Raw genomic sequence first — 25,984 nt, 5'->3', positions numbered from 1 at the left:
TCCCCCTAATTCTAAGTGTTTTCTGCAATTTATAAAAACACACCCTCAGTTATGTACCATCAGTATATCTATCATTAGAATCCTACCCTAAATTGCGGCATCAATTTAGACTGGCTAAAGATTGCAAGAGATTGATCGAGCTAGAAGGTCGCTCTCAACCCTTAACACCCCAGCCTTACGTGCCCTCACGCATACAAGAGGCCCTATTTTTTTTGGGACTTTACCCTTAAGGAACGGTTTTTTTCAAAAAGAAGTCACCTGCCTGTCAAATTAGCACTTGGAGACGGGGCGTCTGATTTGGAATTTTCGAATAATACTTGAATCCGATCCGAGCTTCCACAGCGTCATCGCCTTTCCCTCAGAGCCCAAATGCCAGGTCCATCCAAGCCACAGTCCAAATCAATCCAAAGAGTCAAAGACGGCGTACGACGCTTCCTGGACACGATGGCTGAAGAGCAAGACTGGGATCAGGAGAACGCGTCTGACAGCACAGCCGCTACCGAGCGTTCATCACACACCGAAAACCTGCCTGAGGAGTACGTGCGTCTAGCCAAACAGGAGTCCCAGACTCTAGAAGCGGAACAACGCCAGATCGCGGTTTGGAGAGCGGAGATGGAGGCGATCCTGAAGGATCGCGAAGAGCGACAAAGCTATTTCGCGGACTTGGCTCAGGAGCGGCACTCCCGCTTCCAGATGATGCTAGAGCGAGCGAAAGATCAACTCGCAGGTAAAACAGTACCGGAACAGGCTCCCGAAGCAAGCGAGGCAGAAGAGCCGGACGAACCAGTTTCAGAAGCCAAGTCTCTTTCCCCCGTATCCTCCCAACCCTACTCCGCCCCTACCCTCGATCTTCTCGAGGCCTCGACTCTGGAAACAGATGGGCTGGTATCTCCGGAGAAACTGGAGGAGCAAGAGCGCAAACTTCAAAACACGCTAGACAGCTTCGCAGTGGACGCCACCGTCTACGATGCCGTCGTCGGGCCGCGCGTCACTCAATTTCGAATACGGCCAGGTATCGGCGTAAGAGTCGAAAAGATCAGCGCTCTACAGAAGAACATTGCCTTAAACTTGGCTCAGACAAACGTTCGTATCCAAGCTCCCATACCCGGCGAACCCTACGTTGGAATCGAGCTGGGCAATGGCAATACGATGCCAATCCGGCTTCGCTCCGTCTTCGAATCACGGGCATGGCAACAAGGCAAGGAAACCATCCCGATCACCATCGGCATGGATATCCAAGGCAAGATCATCGTAGCGGACTTGGCCAAAGCCCCCCACCTCTTAATCGCAGGCGCCACCGGAAGCGGTAAATCCGTTTGCATGAGCAATCTGATAGTTTCCCTGCTCTACCGTTTTTCTCCCGAAGAGCTGGAACTTGTGCTCGTAGATCCCAAGCGAGTGGAATTCGGACTGTTTCGCCAAGTCCCTCACCTAATCCACCCTGTAGTGGGTGAAGCCAAGAAGGCAGTTGCTCTTTTAAAATGGGTGGTAAGCGAGATGGAAAACCGCTACGAAATCCTAGCCGAGAAGCAGGTCAGAAATATCGCCGGCTACAACGCCAAAGCAGAGGCTCAAGGTTTCGATAAGATGCCGTTCATGGTCGTGATTATCGACGAGCTAGCAGACTTGATGATGACTTCAAAAGGCGAGGCCGAAGCTTCCCTAGCGCGAATCGCCCAGCTTTCTCGAGCCGTAGGAATCCATACTATCATCGCGACACAACGACCGTCCGTGAACGTGATCACTGGAGTTATTAAGGCAAACTACCCGACCCGTATTGCGTTCCAAGTATCCTCAATTGTCGATTCCCGTACCATCTTAGACTGTAAAGGGGCAGAGTCTCTTCTAGGTCAGGGCGACATGCTATTCAATCCACCTGGCTTCGCTCGGCTCGTCCGTATCCAAAGTCCTATGGTACAAGACGAAGAACTGATGCGAGTGGTAACTCACGTGACCGAAGGGCAAATGGAGAACCACCGAGTCGACCTGAGTTCCTTCGACGGTGCGGTCGCCGGTTCGACCGAAGCGCTAGCAGATGGGGCTGACGATCTTTACATGGAAGCCTTGAAAATCGTGGCCGAAACGCAAAAAGCGAGCACCAGCTACCTGCAAAGGCGATTGAGAATTGGATACAACAGAGCTGCCACTTTGATCGAGGAAATGGAGGATCGATTCCACATCGGCCCACAAAATGGCTCAACGCCTCGCGAGGTATTCGTCACCATGGAGGAGCTTTCTCGCTAAACCATGGATATCCTCTCCATCAATGCCCTCCTCGACGCCCTCGAGGAGTTCGGGCCCGCAAAAGTAATCAAAGGGACGCGTAAACGTCCGATTTCGAGTTTCGCGCTTCGCAGTCTGTATTCAGACTATTCTCACAAATCCACCTACGTTCTCTTTCTCGCCCAATATCCGCTTCTTCCATCCGAGCTGGCCTTGGAGATGACAGAGGGGCTAAAGGAAAATCAGGCCGAGGTGGCCGCAGCGCTGGCAGCCAACCCGAGATCTCCGCAGCAAGCTCTCCAGATACTTTCCAAACACACGGATCCTCTGGTGAGAACGGCAGTCGCCCAAAACCCGAACGCAAGTCCAAAGGAGTGTCAAATCTTAGCGCAGGACAGCGCCCCATTGGTCCGCTCAAGGATTGCCGAAAACCCAAGCCTACCCAATTTTCTACAGTTCATTCTCGCCAACGACGAAGAGGCTGCGGTCAAAGTCGCTCTGGCCGGAAGAGAGAACTTGGATGCCGACGTCGCCTACCAACTCAGTTGCGACAAGTCCATACTGGTAAAAACCGCCCTCCTACAAAACAAGTCTTTGGACCCAGAAATGATCCAGATGTGGGCGGACCAAGACGACGAGGAGTTACAGCAACTTCTTATTCGTCGATTCAAGCATTTCCCCGCTTCGGTTAGGAATTCACTTCGCTATTCTTCGCACAGCTCAGTTCGTTTTCCAGCTTTGGATGCTTCCCCGCTTTCTTTGGCTGAAATGCTTTGGCTAGCTGAGTCTGACAGTATCGAAGATCGAGTCTACCTCGCGCGGCAATCCGACCTGCCCGCCGCAATCCAGCGTATCTTAGCTCAGGATACATCGGAGAAAGCGAGACGCAACCTCGCTGCAAACTCCAATCTCCTGCTCGAAATTGGAGAACGCATAGCGACCTCCCATGACCTGCAAGCCTGCATTGCCTTGGCAAAAAACCCGAAAGCCAGTCCAGAGCTTCTGAACGAACTCTGCCTCCATCCCGACCCTCAAGTTGCCACACTTGTAGCCTACCGAGAGGATCTAAGCGACAAACATTGGAATCTCCTCATCAATCAACGGGAGGACAATCAAGTTGCAGAACACATCGCTTTCCAAGCGGTCGAGTATCCAGAAATCGAGGCAAGCGTAGCCAGTCGCTTTTCCCATAGCCTCAACCCTTCTTTGCGAGCCTTTGCAGCTGCTGCCTTTCAACTTCCTGCTGCCGACCTGGCTAGATTGGCGCAAGACCACTGCGACAAGGTGCGCGAGTCTGTCGCTCAAAATCCAAGCCTCCCTGAAGCCCAGTTGCGAGCGTTGTGTTACGATCAGAATCAGGATATCGCCAATACCGCCGAAAAGGCGGTCGCGATTCGACTCCAATCTCCACATTCATCAACAAACGAGCCCTCCGCTCGCCAAACTCACGCTTCCCGAGCACCAATCGAATCCCGCAAGAAGATTCTCGGGAAGATCCTAAGCTTTTTTAAAGAATAGAAAATGGCCAAAAAAACTCAAAAACTAAGTCCACTCACTTTTGCGGAAATCGTACTCCGCGGCGACAGCGACACTATTCGCCAAGCCCTCGAAGCCCGCACAAAAATTGACACCCTGCTGGAAGAACGCGAAGCCGCCTATCAACGTATCAGCGAACTAGAAAGCCAGGTAGAATCGATCGTAGGAGAAGAAGGTGTATTCCCATTTCCCGAACCGCCCGCTCCGGTATTCGCTTTTCCAGCACAAGCAACACCTAAGAAGGCAGCCAAGAAAGCAGTCGCCAAAGCAGAAAAGCTCGAAGAACCGAAGCAAGAGACCGACGAGCAAAAGCCAGCTGAAGAGGACGAGTAGAATAACCCCGTCCAAACCTGATTCTGCCGGATCCCAACTAAAGCTCCCCAGAGCGAACCGAGGATTCGAATTTATCCATGCCAAATAACATGTCCATAGACGAGCTCGTCGCGGTCAACTCTCTGCTTATCGAGCGAGAGACTTGCCTCGCCGACCTTAGTCATATCGAGACGACCATATCGGATATCCTTGGCCAAGAATATCCATTCGAGCTACCGGCAGCCACGCTGCCATCCACACAAAAGGGGAAACGAGTTAAAGCTCCTAAGAAAAAGAAGGCAAAGGCTGCCCCAAAAATAAGGCGGCTAAAAGAACCAGAGATCGCCTATCGCGTCGTATTGCAGGAGAATGGGGAAAACCTCACCCACGACTTGCTTGATTTCTCCCCCTTCCTGGATTTGATAGCCACTCCATTACCAAACCACCGTATTCAATCAGTGGCTACTCTTGGGCCAACCTTTGAAGTAGTAGAGTCGCTCTTCGAAAGCGAATAAAGAAAGGGCCCCACCTCACAGGAAGGGCCTTTGATTTTCTAAATTTAATTTCACGCAGGCCAATGCTGCGTGCGTTCAGAAGGAACGTCCGACAAAGAGTCGGAGATCACGCGCGTGCTGATCGGGAGACGCCTCGTAGTCACGAGTTCCATACCCTCCTTTGAAGGCGACCCAAATATCGTTTTCGAATTGATATTTCACGACCGCGTTCGCTTCGGTTTCTTCACGATCGTCTTGATGCTGAGCCGCAATAAACGCTCCGTAGAATGTCCACTGCTTGTGCTTGTAAAGCGTCTTGAGATGGGCCGAATCTGTTCCCCTCTCAAATTGATTCGTGTACCAAAGAAGAGTCGCATCGATTGCAAAAGAGGTACGGAACGGGTTCAAAATAGTCGAATCACCACCAACATGGGTCCATCCAAGATCCATCGACAAGGCGTTTTTCTTGTAGTTTAGATTCAATTCAACAACTCGGCCGTCCTGACTAGAAAACGGACCAGAGCGAGTGCCCTCTTGCTGAAAAGCATGAACCGACACATTATACGCACCCGACTCTTCCGACTCGTGAAGCAAGTAGTTCACCTTCAACCCTAAGGTGTCGTAGTAACCGTCCACATGATAACCATAGCTTGAAAAGCTAAACGATTCACCCTGCCCCCATTTGGCCTGTATAAACTGTACCCCGTTATCTCCACCGGTTTGGCCAAGGCGTTCGCTGATACTGGCAAAATCACTAGTCAAAGACGAGGAACCGTCGACCCGACTCGGCCAGGCACTAAAATCGGCGATGTGCCCTAGATCTAGGCTAACCGACCCAAGAACCTTCCCGTGAAAGCTAACTCCCCCAAAAGCCTGTCCCTTATGCCGCGTCTTGTAGGTGGGAAAGAAGTCGTAGCCAGCAACCTGCCGTCCCAGCTTCAAGCTGACCTCACTTATAGAATCTCCTTCAGCATGGTACTCTAGATAAAGCTCATTTAGCAGGCTGGTATAGTCATTGGATAGCCAATACGCAGCGTCTTCCCTTCCATCCTCTTGAAGATTCTCGACATGAACATACTGACCGTGCCAAGAGAGATTTTCGCTTAGATTCGAATCCAAGTTCACAGTCGCGGAAATGCTGGTACTGCTTCCATCGACACCGTTGCCGTAGTCGCGCTCCATGGACAACAGCTGGACACTGCCAGAAGTTTGAACTGATCGATCGAAATGATCATCTGCGTTCAAACCGTTCACCAAGCCTGCAATCAGGCCAAGAATGCTGAGGAGCCGTACCGTGCTGCGGGAGACTGCGTTAAGATTGATATGCATCATAACGTTATAATTTCAGGTTCTAGAAATTTTTATTTACCGCCCCCACGTGCCGCGAAGACTGCTTAGTTCCACATTTCCGACATAACGTCGGCTGAATCGTCGACTCGATCGAAACGGGCTGGGGAGCTCCCGGGCTCTTGTCGTGGACGGGGAGCCAAAGCAGCTTCATTTTCAGCGCTTTGCGTTGCTTTCACTCCGTTCAGTACGCTGTCGAGCATGTCGACAAATTCCTTGAGCTGTCTTGCTTGGACATTTAGTTCTTCCGCAGCAGAGGCACTTTCCTCGGAGTTTGCTACGTTGTCTCGGGTAACCTTATCGATAGCCGCCATGGATGCGCTTATTTCCTGAATACAGGCAGCCTGACCAAGAGAATCTTCAGATATTTCATCCATCTTTTCAGCCACCGAATGAGCGATCTCCAAATTACGCTTCATAGAGTCGGCAATTTTCTCGTTCATCGAGGAGACATGCTGCACAGAATCGTAAGAGGAATTGATCAACTCTCCGGAGGTCTTGGCTGCAGATGCAGCTTTTCCGGCCAATGCCCGAACCTCTTCCGCCACAACTGCGAATCCCTTGCCTGCCTCACCTGCTCTGGCAGCCTCTACTGCCGCATTCAAAGCGAGCAGGTTGGTTTGGAACGCAATTTCGTCGATCGTCTTTACTACCTTCAGAGTTTGCTCCGCAGTCTCTCTCGTTTCAAAAATCGCTCTCTGCGCCTCCTGAATCTGTACATGTACCTCCTCCAAGCTACGAATAGAAGTTTCATTCAAGACCTGTCGAGCCCCTGCCGCCTTTTCCGCGTTACCGTTCGTCTTGCCGGCAATTTCGGTAAGAGAATTTGAGGTCGCTTCCACCGAGGACGCTTGCTCTTCTGAACTTTTCGAAAGATCCATACTCGCAGAGGCGACCTGATTAGACGCTGAAGTAACCTGGAAAGCCGAGCTATCCAAGCCTCCCATAATCTCATGTATCGGTCCCACGATGCTAGTAGTTATCCACACGATGAATACAGCAGCGACCAGGCAAATCCCACCGGTGATAAAAAACGTAAACCAAGCAACCGCCTTCACAGGAGCGTACACGTCTTCGTTGTAGGCAGTGACACAAAGCACCCAATCGGATTCGAAAATAGCCTGTACAGCAGCTATCTTACCCTTGCCCTCGAATTCGTAGGTGATGAATTCACCCGGGCTCTCTAGCGTCTGTTTGCCCCAATCATATGTTCGGATGTCGAGCGTGCCGACGTAATTGGAATTTGGATGAGCGACAATCAGTCCACTCTCCTCTGCGATAAAGGCATACCCCTCTTCTCCTACCTGGATTCTGGACACAAACCTTTCGTATAAGTAGTCGAGCGACATCTCCACCAGCATATGGCCGGATCGGGATCCATTCGATTCCACCAAGGTTGACAAAAAGAAAGACGCCTTTTCCTCATTAGAGTTGTAGCTGATAGGCAAAAAACCTTCCTGCTCTGCATAAGTTCTCGAGATGGTGCCTAGGCGGGAGGCCATTTCCGGAGAAACATGCTCAGAAGCAGCCACTATTAGCCCGCTGTTATCAAGCAAGTAAATCGACTCCGCACATGGGGACTCTGCAACCCTTTCCTCTAGGACCTTAGAAAAGCCATCGGACAGAGCAGTAACGTTGTGCCCCGAAACCCAAGCCTTCATCTCTCGCTCTTTGTCTTCCAGCCAAGTATCTACTTCGTGAGCCGCACTGCTAGCCTGCTGCATGCTTTGGGACTCCACAGCATCCTCGAGGGCCGATTTGAATCGGTAGTGAGTGATCACAGCCAGAGTACCCATTCCCAAGATCACGAAAGCCAGTGAGCTTATTAAAAATTTATCTCTAAGTTTTAGTTTCATTTCCAGTTCTCCCTGGCGCTTATTCCGAGTTGTGAGGGTAGCTAAGTAGCCTGAGTACGGGGGCTGCAGGCTGCAGAGAGAATCGGGAAAACCTACAGCATCTTTACCTATAGGGGATCCAAAAATCCTTTATAATAAAGTTATAACTATAATTTGATTCTCCTATTAAGAAAAGTGTTTCATTCTGTTAAACGCTTATAAAAACGGGTAAACACTCAGCGCTTGAAATCGGGTATTCATTCAAAACGGACCTTAAAAACCATGAATCTCGAGTTTGCGCTTCAGTAGGCACCCTATGTATTCGCGAAATTTTCTAGTAAGGTATTCATCCCAGTTTCATCCATAAAACTTCAAAGTGGTAGCATGCTCATTTCCCACGGTCACAACTTCCTATTCATTCACATCTGTAAGACTGCGGGGAGCAGCATTCAGCGGGCCCTCCAACCCTATGCTGAGCAAATGCCCAAGGACCGCATCACTCGACTACGCAGCAAGATCGGCCTCGTACGTGATCCAAGAAAGACCTACTTCCCCATCCATGCCGACTGGAACTACGCCCGCAAGCGACTGGGGGCAGAAAGATACCACCGCATGTACAAATTCGCCTTCGTACGTAACCCCTTCGATCTGCTCGTTTCGTCCTACCATTACATCCGCAAGAACAAACGGCACCACCGGCACGCAAAAGTAACCGCTCTCGGCTCTTTCTCTGCTTTCGTCGACTACGAAATCCAGCGAGACAAGCTCCACCAGAGCCGTGCCATCTGCGACAAAGACGGAAACCTCATGGTCGACTTCGTGGGGCGTTTCGAGAGCCTGCCAGATGACTTTAAGATGGTCTGTCGTCAACTCGGACTGAAGGCAGAGCTTCCGCACGAAAACGCCAGCTCTCGCTCCGCGTATCAGTCCTATTATGACGAAAAGCTGAGGGACAAAGTTGAAGAATTCTGGTCCGAGGATCTCCAGCGTTTCGGCTACAGCTACCAAGGCTAGCTGGCAGATATCAAAAATTGCCTCTCGCCCAATTCTGCTATCGCACCCAGTCCGCTTAGCTATTGGCTGGAGAAATGAAGTTTCTCCACACCGCGGATTGGCACCTCGGTCGCATATTCCATCAGCTCCATCTCACTGACGATCAAGCCGTCGCCTTAGACCAAATCGTCGACATCGCAGTAGCCGAGAAGGTCGATGCTGTCATCGTAGCTGGAGATCTTTACGACCGGGCCGTTCCCCCACCCGAAGCGGTCGCCCTGCTCGACCGAACTTGGGCGCGGCTGATCTCGGAGACTGGAGCGCCCATCATCGCTATACCGGGAAACCACGATAGCGCCACCCGAGTCGGCTACGGAGCTTCTTTATTGGCCAAATCCGGTCTGCACATAGTCGCCAATTTCGAAGAAGCCATCCAGCCAATCCAAGTGGGTGGAATAGACGTCTTTGCACTCCCCTTCGCCGAGCCCGCGGAAGTCCGAGCCTGGGCGGGCGCATCCGAAGTTCGCGACCACGCCACTGCGATGCAGGTATGCCTGGATCGCATGCGAGAGAATTTCTCTCCTGATCGTCGTCGAATGCTCGTTGCCCACGCGTTCGTAGCGGGCGCTAAAACCGAGTCGGAATCAGAACGACCACTTTCTGTAGGCGGAGCGGGGACCGTGCCTTACGAACTCTTCAAAGACTTCGACTATGTTGCCTTGGGACACCTCCACGCCCCACAGACGATCGCTCCCAACTGCCTTTATTCCGGCTCGCCGCTCAAATATTCCTTCTCCGAGGCCTCCCATAAAAAATCAGTCGTCATCGGGGAAATGGATCCCGTAAGCGGAGACATCAACGTCAGGCTCGTACCATTAAAGCCCAGACGCGACGTAAGAAACTTGGAAGGTGAATTGCTTAAGCTGATTTCCGGTGCCTCTAACGATCCCAAGCGACTGGATTACCTTCGGGTAACTCTGACAGATCAAGGCGCTCTTTTAAACGCCATCAGCCGCTTAAGAGAAGTCTATCCCAACGTACTTCAAATCGAGCGTACCTACCTTCAGAAAACCTCCGCCAGCCAAATCCAAAAACGACGAGAATCGACCGAGACCGAACTCTTCTCAAACTTCTACCGTGAAGCCTTGGATGGAGAGCCAAGCCCCGAAGAACTCTCTCTTTTCCAGCAAGCGATTAATGAGCTGAACCGATCCGAACCTCTAAGCGAGGGAGCCTCTTTGTGAAACCACTGAGACTCACCCTATCAGCCTTCGGACCTTACGCTGAGCCACAAACGCTAGACTTTGCGGAGCTTGGCGGTCGCGAATTCTTTTTGATCCACGGCCCCACTGGCTCGGGAAAAACCACCTTGCTGGATGCCATAACGTACGCCCTGTACGGAGAAACCTCTGGAGCCGGGCGAAACGGGGCACAAATGCGTAGCCAGCAAGCGGATACCAAAACCCTCACCTTCGTACGGTTCGACTTTTGCGTCGGCGAAAACTATTTCCGAGTCGAAAGACAACCCGAACAGGAGGTCGCAAAAAAACGGGGCGAAGGAACGACTAAACGGCCCGCAGAAGCGAACCTCTGGAAAGGCAATTCACCCGGCCGAGATCCAGGACCTTCGGATCTCAACTGGACTCCACTCGCTACCAAAGCGGGGCAGGTTAACAGCGAAGTCGCCCGCATGCTCGGATTCTCCGCAGAGCAGTTCCGACAAGTCATTCTCATTCCGCAAGGCAGATTCAGAGAAGTCTTGGAAGCCGACTCTAAAAAACGGGAAGAAATCCTAGAAACCTTGTTCGGGACACAACGCTTCTCGGCACTCGCAGAGCTACTCAAAACCAAGGCGAAAAATCTTCAGGACCAAGCCAAGATTGGACTCCAACAAAAAGCGGCTTTGCTCGAGGCCCATTTAAGCGAATCCGAACAAGAACTACGCGAAAAACTCAGCCTGACTCGGGTTAAAATCGAGGAACTGGAGGCTCAGCTTAAACCGCTACAGACCAAAAGAGAGCAAGCCAACAAAGCCCTAGAAGCGGCCCGCCTTCTGGATCAACAATTCCTAGAGTTGGAAAAAGCGGATACAGAGCTCTCGGCGATCAAAGCGAGAGAAAGCGAAACCAAAGACGCAAAAGCTCGAGTCGAATTGGCACGAAAAGCAGCGAACCTTCGCTCGGAGTTCGAACTCTATACTCAATCGAAACGGCATCGGGAAAAAGCAGACTCAGAGCTCGAAGGGCTTCGGAAGATTTTGCCCGCTCAAGAAAAAGCCTTACAGCAAGCAATCGAGAAAAAAGCCCTTCTCGACAAGGATTCCGACTCCTTCAAAAAATGGGAAACCGAACTGGCCAAACTCGACGATCTTGAGCCCAAGCTCAACCGTTTGATCCAATTACAGAGCGAAGGAGAAACCGCGAAGAGACAACTCAGCGAAGCTAGCAAGGAATCAGATCGACTCGGCAAGCATAGCACCGAGCTGGCTAAGCGAATTCCTGAATTGGAAAAACGTTGGACCAAATCGCTGCAGGCTCGGTCGCGTATTCCACAGATCGATACCGAACTGAAAAAGGCACAGGAAGCGCTTAAGATTTTAAACCAGCGAAAAGTTCTCTCTGAGAAAATCACGGTTTTAGAGAAAGCTCAAGAACCTCGAAAGACCGCCGGTAAAGTTCTGGCTGAAACGTGGAAGCGACTTTGCTCTGAGCGAGACCAAGAGCAAGATCGTTGGGATAACGGCCAAGCGGCCTTACTGGCCAGCCAACTGGAAACAGAGGCCCCCTGCCCAGTCTGCGGCTCGACCCATCATCCCAAACCCGCCCATAGCTCAGCCGAGTCACTTCCCTCCGAAACTCGGATTAAATCGCTCCGCAAATCCGCAGAGGACGCATTCAAGAAGCTGGAAGCCGCTCGAGAGGTTTACCAAAATGCCGAAAAAGAACTCACCCTCCTTCGCTCCAAACGCGACGCCCTTGCCAAACCAGAATCGAGCGAAGCTCAAATTCTAGAATCGATCGGAAAACTGGATACAGAACTAAAATTGTTGCAGAAGGAAGCGACCAGTTTGACAGAGGATTCGCTGGCAAAATCGCGTAGCGAGGCGGAGGCAGCCGCCCTAGCCGCAAAAAAGGCCGAAGAGGCGGCGAACGAAAGAAAAGGCAGTTTTGAAAAACTACTCTCCGCTTCAAAAGTGATGCAGCAGGATATACCAACGGAGCTCCGATCTTCCATCGCATTGAATAAGCGAAGGTCTCTGATCCGTAATCGTATCCGAGAGTTTGAGACATCAAAGGAGACTACCGAGAAAAGCCTCCAAGCAAGCAGGGAGACACATCAGCAGACGCTAACTCAAATTCGCTCCTTGGAAAAGACTACGAAAGACGCCGCAAAAGCGGAAGCGGAGTTGCAAAGCGTATGGCAAAAAGCTCTTAGCTCGATTGGCTTCGAAAATGAGGAGGCGTGGCACAAGGCTCGGCTCGATTCGGAGGAACTGCTGGTTCTCGAGAAAACGCTAGAGCAGTTCGCAAAAGAGATGGCTGCCGCACAAAGCCGATGTGCCAGAGCAAAAGAGGAGCTCGCAAAGTCAAAGGCTGCCGAACGTCCTCAACTCACCCGTTATAGCGAGGAGCAGCAGGCGGCCGAAAAAGCGTGGCAAGAAACGAGAGATCTGAAAGCAGGGTTTAGCAAAGATCTGGATACGTTGAAACGAGCTTGTCAGCAATTGGACAAAATGGAGAAGGAATTCGGTGAGCTACAAACAGCTTACTCTACCGCGGGGAAAGTGGCCGACGCCGTAAACGGTAAAAACGTCCTTGGTATCACACTACAACGCTTCGTCCTAACCGCCTTTCTGGACGACACCTTGATTGCTGCTAGTTCGCGACTTGTGCGAATGAGCCGCGGCCGCTTTCGCCTGGAGAGACGTCGGGAGCGAAACGACATGCGACGGGCCTCGGGCTTGGATCTAGATGTTTTCGACGAATTCACCGGGCAATCGCGCAGCGTGAACACCCTCTCCGGTGGAGAGTCTTTTCTGGCTTCCCTAGCTCTCGCTCTCGGTCTCGCGGACGTCGTGCAAAGCTACTCGGGCGGCGTTAGAATGGATGCCCTCTTTATCGACGAAGGATTCGGCACTCTAGACCAAGAAGCCTTAGACGAGGCTTTGAAGGCCCTCATGGATCTCAGAGAAAAAGGCCGCCTGGTTGGAATCATATCCCACGTTCCGGAGTTGAAAGAGCGCATTGATGTTCGACTCGAAGTTACCAGCACACGCCAGGGCTCAAAAGCAGCCTTCAAAATTATGGCATAAGCTTACGCCGCCGTGTGAAAGAAGAAATTAATCCCATGAAACAAAGCGACTCTTCCTTCCTGGAGAAATACTTCCAAAGAATTGGATACACGGGCCTAGCAACCCCAACCCTTGAATGCCTGAGGATTCTACATCGCCTGCACGAAGAGAGTATTCCATTCGAGAACCTAAACGTTTTACTCGGTCACGTAATTCGAATCGATAGCGATAGCGTTTTCGAAAAGTTAGTAGAGCAAAGAAGAGGCGGCTATTGCTTCGAGCAAAACACCCTTTTCTCGGACGTTTTGAGGAAGATCGGCTTCCGTGTTACGCCTTATATCGCTCGAGTTCGCTGGCAAGCTCCGGTAGGAACGACCACTCCGCTCACCCACATGATCCTTGGAGTCGAAACCGAAAAGGGTCCCTACCTTGCGGACGTGGGATTCGGGGGCCCCGGCTTGATCGAGCCTATTTCGCTTCAGTCGGAAGCGACTCAACACCTAGACTTCGAACCCAGACGTGTAGTTGATACAGACGGAGGCCATCTTCACCAGATGATGGTTGGCGAGGAATGGCGGGACGTTTATCTATTTGAGGCCAAAGGTGTTGCTCCGGTCGACTTGGAAATTGGCAATTGGTATTCTTGCACCCATCCCAAAGCTCGGTTCCGCAACTCCTTGCTCGTCGCCCAAATCTCTTCGAATGGGCGTATCATGATATCCGATACCGAATTAATCACAAGAGACTGGAACGGACATTCCGTAAGGACGGCGATCGAGGGGAAAGCCCAGCTCAAGGAGCTGCTCAAAACACGCTTTGATCTAGAGCTGGACCATTTCGACCAATTGCCCTTCCCTACTCCTCTAGCCTAAGCGACTTAGCCCGTTTAGATTGACCTTCTGACGATCAGAGTGGGATTTACGATAATCTGAGTTGTGAGAGGCGAAGGACTGCGTTAATTGTACCCCATAACCCACAGCTTATGAACTTTGATTTCCTTCATCCACGCGAACAGTTGCTCAGCATCATGGATCGCATTTACCAGTTCGGCATGACCACCACATCAGGTGGCAACATCTCTATCAAAGAACCGGACGGGACCATTTGGATTACTCCAGCCAGCGTGGACAAAGGATCTCTAACCTGGCACGACATAGTGAAGGTACTGCCGGACGGAACTGTAAGCGGGCGGCATCGCCCTTCATCCGAGTTCCCTTTCCACAAGGCCATCTACGATGCCCGGCCAGACATTAAGGCCATTGTTCATGCCCATCCCTCCGCTCTGGTATCCTACAGCATCGTACGCAAGGCGCCTCCTACTCGGATCATCCCACAGGCTTATGAAGTCTGCCAAAACGTGGACTTCGCCCCCTACGCCCTCCCCGGCAGCGCTAAGCTAGGTGAGAATATCGCCGAGACCTTTGCCCGTGGAAATGATTCCGTGCTCCTAGAAAATCATGGCGTGGTCTGTGGCGGAAAAGACATGCTGGACGCCTTCTCACGTTTCGAGACCTTGGAGTTCTGCGGACGGCTCGCCATCAAGGCTAAACGTCTTGGCAAAGTGAAAGAGCTTTCCCAAGAGCAAGTCGATCTTCGTCACCAGAGAAAGCACCTTCTCCCTGAGTTCGATCCGACTGAACGCACGAGCGAAGAAAAAGCACTGCGTCACCATATTTGCGAGATCATGCATCGCGCCTACCGCCATCAACTCGTCTCCAGCCTAGAAGGCGTCGTTTCCGCCAGGTTGGACGAAAACAGTTTCCTCATCAGCCCAACCGCAGTCGACAGGCAGCTCCTCGATGTCTCGGAAGTCGTATTGATAAAAGACGGACAACGCGAACGCGGAAAGCTCCCTAGCCGAGCGGTCCAACTCCACGAGCGCGTCTACCGCGACCATCCGTGGATCAACTCAATCATCACCGCTCAACCTCCTTCTAGCGCCGCCTTCTGTCTGACCGACACGCCTTTTGCGACTCGGACGATTCCAGAAAGTTACATTTTGCTGCGGGATATTCCGACTCTCCCTTTCGGAGCCCAATACACCGACGAAGCAGCTGTATCAGGGGTTATCGGCGAGGACAGCCCGGTTATCTTGATCGAGAACGAAGCTGTGCTTGTAGTTGGTAAATCCTTACTGGAAGCCTACGATCGCCTGGAAGTAGCAGAGTTCAGCGCCGGCTCCCTCATCGACGCCTACGCCTTGGGAGGCTTGGTCGAAATGGACGATCCTGCCATCGACGAGTTGAAGGTGGCCTTCCTTGGAAGGTAGCATCGTCCGGCCATCTGGCTGGTCGCTACCCGCACCCAAAGTTCAACTACGTCAGTTAAGAGAGAGCTCAGACACTCCAGAGCGATCTTTGACTTGAAAATCGTCAAGGTCCGCGTCTGAGGAGTTGGGGCCGCTCCGGGAGCCTTTCAGCATCAGCTCGAGTTCCGCGATTTGGCCGTCTAGATTTTCGATCTGGCCATTTAAGCTGTTGGACGCATGAGAGGCATTTTGAGACTTTTCTTTCAGCTCGGTCGAGAGCGACTCTACGTCTCTAATCGAAGTACTTAGACTGACCATTCCCTGTAGTTGTTCTGCCGATGCAGAGACTATTGAACCGAAGCTCTCGTGCATAACTCCCATTTTTTCCAGAACACCTTGTAAGCTGGTGGTAGCGATACTGCAGTTGTTTGAACCTTCCTCAGTCAATTTCTGAGTTCGTGAAATCACTTCAGCTGTCTTTTTAGCCGCCTCAGAACTACGGATCGCCAATGCTCTCACTTCATCGGCCACGACCGCAAAACCAGCCCCGGCTTCTCCTGCTCGCGCCGCTTCCACTGCGGCGTTTAGGGCCAGCAAATTCGTTTGGAAGGCGACATCTTCGATGTTGGATAGAATTCCACCTATCTCCGAGCTGGAGGCGCTAATTTCATCCATAGCGCTCTGCAAACGTTCCATCCTCTCAAACATTTCTTCGGTAGAGGCGACCGCCTCGTCGGCGTGGTCTTTCGCTTCTTCCGCTTTTTGAGCGTTCATCTCGCTCATGGAGCGAACCTCAACAACTCCAGCGGATGTCTCCTCACTTACTCTCGCAAGCTGTTCAGAACTCGATGCCAGAGCACCGCTTATACGTGATACTTCGTCGCTCGAAACAATGGTGTCGTCCTTGTTGTGCATGAGCGAATCGAGAAGGGCCGTGAGTCCTTTCACGATACTTCGCCCAATCAAACAGGTTGCGAAAACGAGAACTATTATTGCCGAAACACTAACTGCAATCAGAGCTACTTGGCTCGACTTCGTTGAGGCCTTTAGTTCATTCGCTGTTTTCTTGCTACGAGCTAACACAGAGGATTGGTCTTCAACCGTGGAATGCGTGAGCTTAATAGCGTTGTTAGCTAAAAGACTCGTCTCCTCAGACTGGTCGCTAGCTACTTTGACCATAGCAATTTGCTCATGAGTTATTTGCGATAGCGATGCCATCGCACTAGCGGTGGAGGCTATCTTCTCTCGAAAATCGTCAATGGAGCGGCTTGACCCTTGCAGACTCAAAATGACCTCTTTTTGCAGTAGATCCTGGCTGTCATAAAGCTCGTCACAGACGTCTTCCAAATCGAAGCGAACGTCACCTTCCGGGAGAGCTTCAAACGCCAAAGATAGATCCTCTACCGAATCGCTTATCACCTCATTTAAATCTGAAGCCTTCATCGAAACGATCCGAACTTTGCGACTCGTTTCCTCCATGTCTTGAGCGACTCGATTGAATTCAGCGGAGAGCGCATCGACTCGCTCGCCTAGCAAAAGGATTTGTCTTTCGACTTCCCTTTGCTGAGCAAGGCTCTCTTTTTGAACTTCTACCGTTCGCTGCAAATTGTCTTCAATCTCTTGTACTGAGAGCAAGGAGCGGGAAGCCTGTCCTTCTGTCGCGTTTGCCAGCTCTTGGGATTTGTCAGAAATGCTATGTAGGAAAAAAACGGCCACCACAGCGAGTGCCAGCATGAAGCCGACAGCTACAACCATGTTCAGCTTCTGCTTGTTATAAATAGTCATGGGGCGGGGTATTCGCGAGATTCTGGTCTAGGCTACGAAGCAAGCTCAGCGTACATCCCGACAGCCTTGTTCATTTCCTTAAGAAGGGTCATGTTCAGCTTCTGGATTAGAACCAGCCTTTCAGCACTTATTTCCTCTCCATCAGCAGCAGACTTCACTACAGGTAGATACTTGGCCCAAACCGACTTAACCACCTCAAGTTGCTGCAATATCTCAGGAGTGTTAACCGCAGCGGAAAGCTCTAGTAAATCGTCCCCTCTTTCCAGCCCTGTTAAAGTCCGATCGAAAAGGCTGTAAGTCTCCGTGAGCAGAAGCATGTTGGTTTCAGTATCGAACCCGTAGGTGATCAGCAGCAGCTCTTTAGTCATCTTTTGAGAGAGCATGCGCTGCTTTCCCGAAAGGTTCACTGCGACAGCGAGGGCCGGATTCCCTTGCATTGATGCCCCGCTCGCTTGCCGTTCATAGAGAGTCACACACTTGTTCATCTCCTTGAGAAGCGGGAGATTCAGTTTAGCGATTGCAGCTACATCTGATTCGGCGATAGATCTACTAGCAATGATACCTTCCACTACTGTTCGATACTGTATCCATAATTCGTCTACTTTTCCGATCTGACGCAAAATACGCGGATCAGTGGTTGCAGGGAGACCCAGCTCCGTATTGCCGTCACGCAGACTATATAAGGTATCGTTAAAGAGCTTCACTGTTTGCTCGGCGTGTTCCAGATTCGCGCTGGACTGAGGCATTACCGCTGTGAAAAGGAGCTCTTTCGTCATTTTCTGCGATAACATTCGTTGGCGTCCCGATAGGTTTAGGATGCGTCCGCTCTCAGCAGCTGTCGGTACCTCAGCTCGGAGAGAAGATGAAATTACAAGTGCGATGAGGAGGATGGTAGTAAGTGGATTTTTCATATAGATCGTTGCCCCCTACTACCACGGCCGCCTTAGCTGCCCGTTTAACACGTGATATATCGAACCTACTTTATTTGAGCCCTTTTACAGGTGTGACACCCGATATAGAATTTATTTATACAAAACTGAGGTTTTGAACATAAGAAAGTAAATGAGCACCGAAGGAGAGTCACCTAGGAGATCTGAAAAAATTAGGAGATTCACCCTGCTTCGTTACCACCAAAACGTAATGCCATGCTGATCAGAATTTGACGGAAATGGATGGTTCAGTCATCGACGAAATGAGATTCGTCCCTACACGGCATGCGAGGATCCATAGGAAAGTTTAGTCGCGGGGCACTTTATTCGTGGCGTCTTTTTTCGTGGTGTAATTGTCTGAAAGCGGAGCGTGACAATGAGTTGGGAAACAGGCACCATCGAAAAGCCTTCCAACTCTGAACCTCCCTTTCCATGTCATTTTACCACGGAATAGATGCCCGTAGCGTAAGCGGCCGCAGAACCATAGATCGCCTCCTATTGCTCAAAGAGGCACTAAGAGAAATCCCTGATAAAACTACCGATTCGAATCTCCTCGTAGCCACTTGGAATATTCGGGACTTCGATAAGCCTGCCTACGGGGAACGCTCCGACGAAGCGATCTACTACATCGCCGAGATCATTTCCCGCTTCGACATCGTCGCAATCCAAGAGGTCTATCGCGACCTGAAAGCCTTAAATAGAGTCCTATCCATCCTCGGCCCGTTTTGGAAACCGCTGATCAGCGATACGACCGAAGGTCGCCAAGGAAACAACGAGCGCATGGTCTACCTCTACGACTCCCGAAAGGTCTCATTTGGAGGACTTGCCGGAGAACTGGTGCTGCCGGACGTAAAAGCGGAGGATGGCACGCAACGGCCCGCCAGCCAAATTTGGCGAACCCCTTACATCTGCGGCTTCAAAGCAGGCTGGTCCAACTTCATGCTCTGCTCCGCTCACATTCTCTGGGGCCGCGAGCCGTCCCGCGGAGGAATCGAGCCGGCCGACCGCATCGAAGAAATCCGCAAGATCGCAAAGTTCCTCAAAAAGCGAACGCAGGATCCCACCGCTTGGTCGCGAAACCTCATCCTGCTGGGCGACTTCAACATTTTTTCCAGCAACGAAAACGGAGCCTTTGGAGAGCTCACGAAAACGGGCGGATTCACGATTCCAGATAGCCATCGAGAGTTCGTCACCAATGCAGCCCAAAACCGCTGCTACGACCAAATTGCTTTCCGTATCCAAAAAGACAGACTCGACTGGACCGGGAGAGCCGGTGTCTTCGATTATTTCAAACATATCTACACCGAAGCCGACCAGGCACTCTACATCGAACAAATGGGAGAAGCCTACCTGCGGAACACTCGTGGAAAGATCAGGGATGAGAAAGGGCAAGCTCGCTACTACAAAACCTATTGGCGCACCCATCAAATGTCAGACCATCTCCCTCTATGGGCGGAACTAAAAATTGACTTTTCCAGCCAATACCTGACCCGCAAGCGAGAGGGATCTGTCTAGCAGACTTAGCAACGATTTCACTCACCAGGTTTCAACTACAGTTTCCATGCTTACAAAGAGCCTCCTCTCTCTAGCCCTTATATTAAGTTTAGGACCCGTCACGATCATCTCCGCCGATTCGCTCCTGATCAAAGACGTATCCTTGATAAGCATGGCGGATGAAGTCGCCGAGGCGAAGTTCGGTTACTCCGTTTTGATCGAAAACGGCATGATTGTCCAGGTCGGTCCGAGCCAAGAAATAGTCGCTCCTGAGAACTCTGAAATATTGAAAGGTAATGGACTTTTTCTTTTGCCCGGACTTATCGATATGCACGTACATGTATGGGGTCCCGCCGATTTGAAAGCGTATCCAGCTTTCGGAGTCACCACGGTGAGAAACATGTCCGGCATGCCCTTTCACCTAGAAGCAGCCAAAATGATAGCGGCTGGTGAAATGGTTGGACCTCGATTGATAACCACCGGTCCCATCGTGAACTCACCCGGACCCAACGCCCAATTAAACCACAAGCTGATCCATACCGCGGAGGAAGCTCGAGCAGAGGCACGTGCCCAGAAAGAAAAAGGCTACGATTTGATCAAGGTTTACTCGAATCTGAACCGAGAGGCCTACGAGGCTTTGGTTGAGGAAGCAGAACTTCTCGGCATGAAACTGACGGGACACACACCGGAGGGTTTCAGAGATGAAGGTATCCCCTACGAAAAGCCATTTCGTATCCATTTCGACGAAATTCTCGAAGATCACTTCCAATGTATCGAACATATGGAAAGCATCGTCTGGCACGCCTTACGAGACGATCTCGACGTAGAAAAGCTGGAAGCCTTGGCCGCCAAGATCGCGGATGAAGGAGCGGTGATTACCCCTACCCTCGTAGCCCACGAAAATTTGCTCCGTGTCGCGGCCAGCCAAGGCGAATACCTGAAACGTCCTAACGTCGATTTCCTGAATCCATTCATCAACTCCTTCGAACAAATGGTCTTTCGTCGCTGGTCTAAGCAACCACGCGACACTCGAATCGAATTCTCCGAGTTTTACCTCAAAGCGACCAAAGTTTTCCAAGATCACGAGATCCCTCTGGTAGCCGGCAGCGACGCTGGCATATTCACAAACATCCCCGGTGACGCCCTTTTGCAGGAACTCGAGCTTTTGGACAAAGCAGGGCTGACTCCCGAGCAAATCTTGAAAACCACGACGACCACCGCCGCGGAAGCGCTTGGTTTATCAGATTCTATCGGCAAGATCCTACCCGGCTTCGACGCAGATCTAATCCTCGTAAAGGGCAACCCTCTGGCGAATATCGAGCACCTGCGCGATCTTTCAGCAGTGATTCTTCACGGGGAACTCTACGATGCGGCGGGAATAGAACGGCTAAAATCCGAGGCTCGCGAAGCTTCTTTCGAAGCCACTCAGCAACGCGTGCTCGAAGCCCTGGCTGCTCAAGGTACGCCCATACCTGAAATGTGAATACAAAAAAGGCGCTCCGACTTCAGTCGAAACGCCTTTCGTAAATTCAACCAATCCAAGGATCAGTAAAGCTTCGCCTACAGGCTTTCCAGCAAGCGGGCGATTTCGTCGCGCTTGGCGACTGTCTCTGCCAGCTGCTTGCGAGCCCCTTCGACCACATTGGCCGGAGCCTTGTCCACGAACTTCGGATTCTTGAGCTTTCCTTCGCCCGCAGCGACCTGCTTGTTCAGCTTTTCGAGCTCTTTGCTCAAACGCTCCTTTTCGGCAGCCACGTCGATAGCGCTGGAGAGATCGAGGTAGACAGTGCCGAGCGTGCTTACCGCACCCGGGCATCCATCGACTGAATCCTTGAGCTCGATTGTAGCCGCTCCGGCGAGCTTCTTGATCGTATCCAAGTTTTCGGACACGATTTTTGAGCTGGCTTCATCGGTCGCGCTTACGAACAGGGTCACGTCACGCTTGGAAGCAACATTGTACTCGGACTTAACCGAACGGGCTTTGGTAATAAGTTCCTTAACCTGCTCCACGTCATTAGCGGCGGTCGTATCTACCACGACTCCCGCTTCGGCGAGTTTGGCCGCCAATTCATCTGCACTCAGAAGAACGGTATCCTGAATGTAGGCACCCTCCTCGCAGTAACCCATAGCATGCCAGAGTTCTTCGGTGATGTGCGGCATGACCGGATGAAGCAATTGAAGCGCTTGGCGTATAGCCAAGTCGGATACTGCGAGAGCCATGTCGTGGCGTGGGTCTTCCTTCTTTTGCAGAAGTGCCTTTGCCGCTTCCACGTACCAGTCGCAGAAATCTCCCCAAACGAAGTTGTAGAGCGAATGGGTAAGCTGGTGCATTTCGAACTTGGCGAACTGACCTTCGATCTCACGCATAGTCTCCAGCAAGCGAGACAGGATCCAGTTGCTGTATCCGTCGAGCGGCGACGTTTTGAGGCGACCTAGGATCGCGTCAAGCGAGGCGTTGGAATCGACCGCTCCGTTCATCTGACGGAATCGGCAGGCATTCCAAAGCTTGTTGCAGAAGTTACGACCAATCTCGATACGCTCTTCGGAGAAGAGGATATCCGAACCACTTGGCGCAATATTGATGATGCCAAATCGCAGTCCATCCGCACCGAAGCGCTCGATCAAGTCGAGCGGATCAGGCGAATTGCCCAAGGTCTTGGACATCTTGCGTCCCTTGGAGTCCCGAATGAGGCCGTGGATGAAGATGTCCTTGAATGGGATTCTTGCCGCGATCTCGTCGTCCGTAAGCTCTTTCTTGTCTTCTCCGTAAAGCTCCAGGCCAGCCATGATCATGCGAGCCACCCAGAAGAAAATGATATCGAAGCCAGTGACCAAGGTGCTGGTCGGATAGAAATGAGCGAGCTCCTTGAGCGTCTTCTCGTCTTCGTTTGGCCAGCCGAAAGTAGCGAAAGGCCAGATGTAGGAAGATGCCCAGGTATCGAGCGCGTCCTCATCCTGCTCCCAATTTTCCGGATCGCTTGGTCCATCGACCGAAACGTGCCAGTTCTTGGGGTCGAGACGATCCTCGCCCTTCTTGTACCAGACAGGGATACGTTGCCCCCACCAGAGTTGTCGGCTGATGCACCAGTCCTGGATGTTGTTGAGCCAATGGAGGTAAACCTTTTCCCAACGCTTCGGGTGGAACTTGATGATCCCCTTCTCAACCGCAGCCTTCGCTTCTTCGACCTTCGGGTACTTCAAGTACCATTGCTCGGAGAGACGCGGTTCGATGGGTACGTCGGCGCGCTCGGAGAAGCCTACGTTGTTTTCATAATCTTCCGTATCGACCAGCAAACCGAGCTCTTCGAGCTTCTTGGCGGCAGCCTTGCGAGCCGCGAAACGCTCCATGCCAGCGAACTCCGGTCCGGCCGCATCGCTGAGCGTGCCGTCCGGATTCATGACGTCGATCAAGGGAAGATCGTGACGCTTGCCGATGTCGAAGTCGACCTGGTCGTGAGCAGGAGTTACCTTCAAAGCTCCCGTTCCAAAATCTTTCTCAACCGCGCGATCCGCGACGATGGGAATCTCCGCCCGTGGAAAGGGACGCCAAACATGTTTGCCAACGAGATCCGTGTAACGCTCGTCCTCGGGGTGAACCGCAACCGCGGTATCGCCCATGATTGTTTCCGGACGAGTGGTGGAAATTTCGATGTAGCGGCCTGGCTCCTCGACGATCTCGTAGCGCATCTTCCAGAACTTGCCCTTCTGAGGCTTCATGATGACCTCTTCGTTGGAGAGTGCGGTCTGAGAGCTCGGACACCAATTAACCAAACGCTTGCCGCGGTAGATGTAGCCGCGCTCGAAGAGCTTCACGAAGGCAGCCCGAACGGAGCGTTCGTAGCTTTCGTCCATGGTGAAAGTCGTACGACGCCAATCGCAGGAAGCGCCGAGCTTCTTGAGCTGATTCAGGATCTTGCCGCCATGGTCGTCGCTCCACTGCCACGCCCGCTCGAGGAACTTTTCGCGACCGATTTCGCGGCGGGAGGTACCTTCGTTGCGAAGGGCCTGCTCCACCTTGGTCTGAGTCGCGATAGAGGCGTGGTCGGTGCCGGGAAACCAGAGCGTGCTCTTTCCTTCGAGGCGGGCCCGACGGATAAAGATGTCTTGCAGGGTGTTGTCGAGCACGTGGCCCATGTGCAGGATCCCGGTCACATTGGGAGGCGGGATCATGATGGAATAGGCATCTTTGCCCTCTTCCACTTCACCTTCGAAGCAGCCGTTTTTTTCCCAAGCGGCGTACCACTTGGTTTCAACTTCCTTCGGGTCGTAGCCTTGATTGATTTCCTGTGCCATGAGCTTATAAGCGGTTTTCGAAAAAAAGGGCCTAGCGATAAGGCTGGCCTAGAGGGAGGGCAAGCCCGTTCCGCCGCTTTCAATTGCTCGATCGATTTGGATAATAACGTTGGCGCACGAACAGATTTTCCTACTTTGAAACAGCCTAATCCCACCCCCAAAAACTATGACTCATCCTATCGCCCGCCGATCCGCCCTGAAGAAAGCTGCCGCCGGAGCCCTGGCCATCGCTGCCACACGAGGGCTCGCTAACCACCACCAAGACTCTGAACCCATGGAAAAAAGCGGTCCGCTCAAACGCAATATCCACCACTCCGCCTGCCGCTGGTGCTACGGAAAACTGGAGCTCGAGGAGCTTTGCGTACGCGGCAAAGAAGCCGGATTAGAGGCCATCGATTTGGTCAATTGGGACGAAATCCCGATCCTGAAAAAGCACGGGCTCGCCGCCTCCCTCGTCTGGGGCGTTCCGGGCGGTATCACCAAGGGCCTCAACCGCCTGGAAAACCACGATGAGATTCTAAACTATTTCGAAGACGTCACCCCCAAGGTCGCAGCCGAGGATATGAAGCGAATCATCGTTTTCTCAGGCAACCGCGACGGGCTAGACGACGAGCAAGGTCTAGAAAACTGCCGCATCGGCTTGGAGCGGATCATGCCCATCGTCGAAAAGCACAAGATCCAGGTGGTTATGGAATTGCTCAACTCCAAGCGCAACCACGCCGACTATCAGTGCGACCACACCAGCTGGGGCGTCGAGCTGGTAAAACAGGTAGGTTCGGAAAACTTTAAGATGCTCTACGACATCTACCACATGCAGATCATGGATGGAGATGTCATCGATACGATCCGGGAGAATCACCAGTACTTCGGGCACTACCATACCGGCGGCGTTCCGGGTCGCAATGAGCTCGATGAAACGCAGGAGCTTTATTATCCCGCCATCATGAAGGCGATTCTAGAAACCGGATTCGACGGCTATGTGGCTCAGGAATTTGTCCCGACTTGGGAGGATCCGATCGAAGCCCTCGCCCACGGCATCCGCGTTTGCGACGTGTAAGGCGATTAGGTAGGAGCGAGCTCGCTCGCGAAAATTGCCCTACCGACTAGAGAAGCGGATTGAAATCGCGAGCAAGCTCGACTCCTACCTCCTACACTCGGCCGCCGAGCTTTTGCAGCAGCTTCTTGGTCATCAAAATGCCAGTGGGCTCGTCGAGCGAACTGCCCTCCCATTCGATGCCGATGTGGCCGCGATAGCCAGCCGCTTTCACGATTTCCAATAGACGAGCATAGTCTAAATCCTTTTCGAAGCCTTCGGGATTGAATCCATAGGTTTTGGCGCTCACACCCTTGGCGAATGGCATTAGCTGCTCCGTGCCGAGGTAGCGGTCGTAGGTTTCGCCCTCTTCCCGATTGATGGTGAAATTCCCGAAGTCCGGCAAGGTCCCGCAGGACGGATGATCGACCAATCGCATCACGCTTGAGAGCCAAGCTCCATTGCTGGATAGCCCGCCATGGTTTTCCACGATCACGCTGATCCCAAAAGTATCCGCCAGCTCCGTCAATCGACGCAGTCCGTCCGCCGCCAGCTTTAGTTGCTCGTCAAACTTGCCTTCCGAAGCAGCATTGACGCGGATGGAGTGACACCCGAGAGCTCGAGCCATCTCGATCCAGCGTAAATGGTTTTTCACGGCAGCGGAGCGCTTCGTTTCATCCGGATCTCCCAAACGCCCTTCATTGTCGCACATGATGAGCACGTTGCGAACGCCTTCCCCATTGGAAACGCGTACCAGCTCGTCAACTACAGAGGAGGAGAAATCCTTCATGTAAAACTGGTTCACATATTCGACCGCCTTCACGCCAAACTCGTTTTTCGCGATCTGGGCAAAGCGCATCTGATCCTTTTCACCATTCCAAAAAGCCTTGTTGAGCGACCATTGGGCGAGCGAAATATCGAACCACTTCCCATCCATCGGACTCTTTTTTTCGGGAACATCGGCCGCCAAACTCGGACGGGCGATCAAGGACGCAGCGGCGAGGCTCAAAGCCCCTTTGAGAAAATGACGACGAGTATCCATAATTCGGAGAACAAGGTGGTTAACGGCTAAATGCGGTTAATGATTGGTATATAAGAGTTATCTCCCAGACATGGCAACCCACATCATTGTTGCCTGAACGCATGAGCTTCCCTCTACTGACCGTTACCC

Annotated in this window: 18 protein-coding genes; 12 read left to right on the top strand and 6 right to left on the bottom strand. The window is 52.0% G+C overall.

What is annotated here, in order from left to right:
• The first annotated feature begins 369 nt into the window (after positions 1 to 369).
• The 4 genes from H5P27_RS02680 to H5P27_RS02665 all read left to right on the top strand — a co-directional run bounded on the left by H5P27_RS02680 (position 370) and on the right by H5P27_RS02665 (position 4,586).
• On the top strand, positions 370 to 2,244 hold the full coding sequence (locus tag H5P27_RS02680; RefSeq protein ID WP_185658830.1) for a DNA translocase FtsK: 1,875 nt from the start codon (positions 370 to 372) through the stop codon (positions 2,242 to 2,244).
• Between the two features lie 3 nt (positions 2,245 to 2,247).
• Positions 2,248 to 3,741 carry a hypothetical protein gene (locus tag H5P27_RS02675; RefSeq protein WP_185658829.1) on the top strand — a complete coding sequence of 498 codons (1,494 nt, stop codon included), beginning with the start codon at positions 2,248 to 2,250 and terminating at the stop codon, positions 3,739 to 3,741.
• A 3-nt stretch (positions 3,742 to 3,744) separates the two neighbouring features.
• The gene (locus H5P27_RS02670) at positions 3,745 to 4,092 is read left to right on the top strand and encodes a hypothetical protein (protein WP_185658828.1); all 348 of its coding nucleotides are present in this window, start codon (positions 3,745 to 3,747) and stop codon (positions 4,090 to 4,092) included.
• 89 nt (positions 4,093 to 4,181) lie between these two features.
• A complete protein-coding gene (locus tag H5P27_RS02665; protein WP_185658827.1) occupies positions 4,182 to 4,586 on the top strand; it encodes a hypothetical protein in 405 nt (134 codons plus the stop codon).
• A gap of 75 nt (positions 4,587 to 4,661) precedes the next feature.
• Here the strand turns inward: H5P27_RS02665 and H5P27_RS02660 are convergent, their stop codons facing one another.
• A complete protein-coding gene (locus H5P27_RS02660; protein ID WP_185658826.1) occupies positions 4,662 to 5,897 on the bottom strand; it encodes a hypothetical protein in 1,236 nt (411 codons plus the stop codon).
• A gap of 62 nt (positions 5,898 to 5,959) precedes the next feature.
• Positions 5,960 to 7,768, bottom strand: a complete 1,809-nt coding sequence (locus tag H5P27_RS02655; protein ID WP_185658825.1) for a methyl-accepting chemotaxis protein — start codon at positions 7,766 to 7,768, stop codon at positions 5,960 to 5,962.
• 363 nt (positions 7,769 to 8,131) lie between these two features.
• On the opposite strand from H5P27_RS02655, the gene H5P27_RS02650 reads away from it, so the two are divergent.
• From H5P27_RS02650 to H5P27_RS02630, 5 genes are all read left to right on the top strand, one after another.
• Positions 8,132 to 8,761: a sulfotransferase family 2 domain-containing protein gene (locus H5P27_RS02650; protein ID WP_185658824.1), complete on the top strand. Its 630-nt coding sequence runs from the start codon at positions 8,132 to 8,134 to the stop codon at positions 8,759 to 8,761.
• A 74-nt stretch (positions 8,762 to 8,835) separates the two neighbouring features.
• Complete coding sequence (locus tag H5P27_RS02645) at positions 8,836 to 9,984, top strand: exonuclease SbcCD subunit D (protein ID WP_185658823.1); 1,149 nt, start codon at positions 8,836 to 8,838, stop codon at positions 9,982 to 9,984.
• Positions 9,981 to 13,052, top strand: coding sequence for an AAA family ATPase (locus H5P27_RS02640; protein WP_185658822.1), 3,072 nt, complete (start codon positions 9,981 to 9,983; stop codon positions 13,050 to 13,052). The genes H5P27_RS02645 and H5P27_RS02640 overlap by 4 nt, the downstream gene beginning before the upstream one ends.
• A 35-nt stretch (positions 13,053 to 13,087) precedes the next feature.
• Complete coding sequence (locus tag H5P27_RS02635; RefSeq protein WP_185658821.1) at positions 13,088 to 13,903, top strand: arylamine N-acetyltransferase family protein; 816 nt, start codon at positions 13,088 to 13,090, stop codon at positions 13,901 to 13,903.
• 110 nt (positions 13,904 to 14,013) lie between these two features.
• Positions 14,014 to 15,300, top strand: coding sequence for a class II aldolase/adducin family protein (locus H5P27_RS02630; RefSeq protein ID WP_185658820.1), 1,287 nt, complete (start codon positions 14,014 to 14,016; stop codon positions 15,298 to 15,300).
• 51 nt (positions 15,301 to 15,351) lie between these two features.
• On the opposite strand, the gene H5P27_RS02625 is transcribed toward H5P27_RS02630, so the two are convergent.
• Complete coding sequence (locus H5P27_RS02625; RefSeq protein ID WP_185658819.1) at positions 15,352 to 17,064, bottom strand: methyl-accepting chemotaxis protein; 1,713 nt, start codon at positions 17,062 to 17,064, stop codon at positions 15,352 to 15,354.
• A 32-nt stretch (positions 17,065 to 17,096) separates the two neighbouring features.
• Entirely contained in the window at positions 17,097 to 17,975 is an 879-nt protein-coding gene (locus tag H5P27_RS02620) for a type IV pili methyl-accepting chemotaxis transducer N-terminal domain-containing protein (RefSeq protein ID WP_185658818.1), read from the bottom strand.
• Positions 17,976 to 18,425: 450 nt separating this feature from the next.
• Between H5P27_RS02620 and H5P27_RS02615 the strand changes: the two genes are divergently transcribed.
• A complete protein-coding gene (locus H5P27_RS02615; protein WP_185658817.1) occupies positions 18,426 to 19,508 on the top strand; it encodes an endonuclease/exonuclease/phosphatase family protein in 1,083 nt (360 codons plus the stop codon).
• Between the two features lie 46 nt (positions 19,509 to 19,554).
• Complete coding sequence (locus H5P27_RS02610) at positions 19,555 to 20,970, top strand: amidohydrolase family protein (protein ID WP_185658816.1); 1,416 nt, start codon at positions 19,555 to 19,557, stop codon at positions 20,968 to 20,970.
• Positions 20,971 to 21,047: 77 nt separating this feature from the next.
• On the opposite strand, the gene H5P27_RS02605 is transcribed toward H5P27_RS02610, so the two are convergent.
• On the bottom strand, positions 21,048 to 23,780 hold the full coding sequence (locus tag H5P27_RS02605; RefSeq protein ID WP_185658815.1) for a valine--tRNA ligase: 2,733 nt from the start codon (positions 23,778 to 23,780) through the stop codon (positions 21,048 to 21,050).
• Positions 23,781 to 23,946: 166 nt separating this feature from the next.
• Between H5P27_RS02605 and H5P27_RS02600 the strand changes: the two genes are divergently transcribed.
• Complete coding sequence (locus tag H5P27_RS02600; RefSeq protein WP_185658814.1) at positions 23,947 to 24,837, top strand: hydroxypyruvate isomerase family protein; 891 nt, start codon at positions 23,947 to 23,949, stop codon at positions 24,835 to 24,837.
• Positions 24,838 to 24,928: 91 nt separating this feature from the next.
• On the opposite strand, the gene H5P27_RS02595 is transcribed toward H5P27_RS02600, so the two are convergent.
• Positions 24,929 to 25,855: a sugar phosphate isomerase/epimerase family protein gene (locus tag H5P27_RS02595; RefSeq protein ID WP_185658813.1), complete on the bottom strand. Its 927-nt coding sequence runs from the start codon at positions 25,853 to 25,855 to the stop codon at positions 24,929 to 24,931.
• Positions 25,856 to 25,984 lie beyond the last annotated feature (129 nt).

Origin of the sequence: Pelagicoccus albus, assembly GCF_014230145.1 — a bacterium.
In the GTDB taxonomy this organism is placed as follows: domain Bacteria; phylum Verrucomicrobiota; class Verrucomicrobiia; order Opitutales; family Opitutaceae; genus Pelagicoccus; species Pelagicoccus albus.
This window is presented reverse-complemented; position numbering and strand designations above follow the sequence as displayed.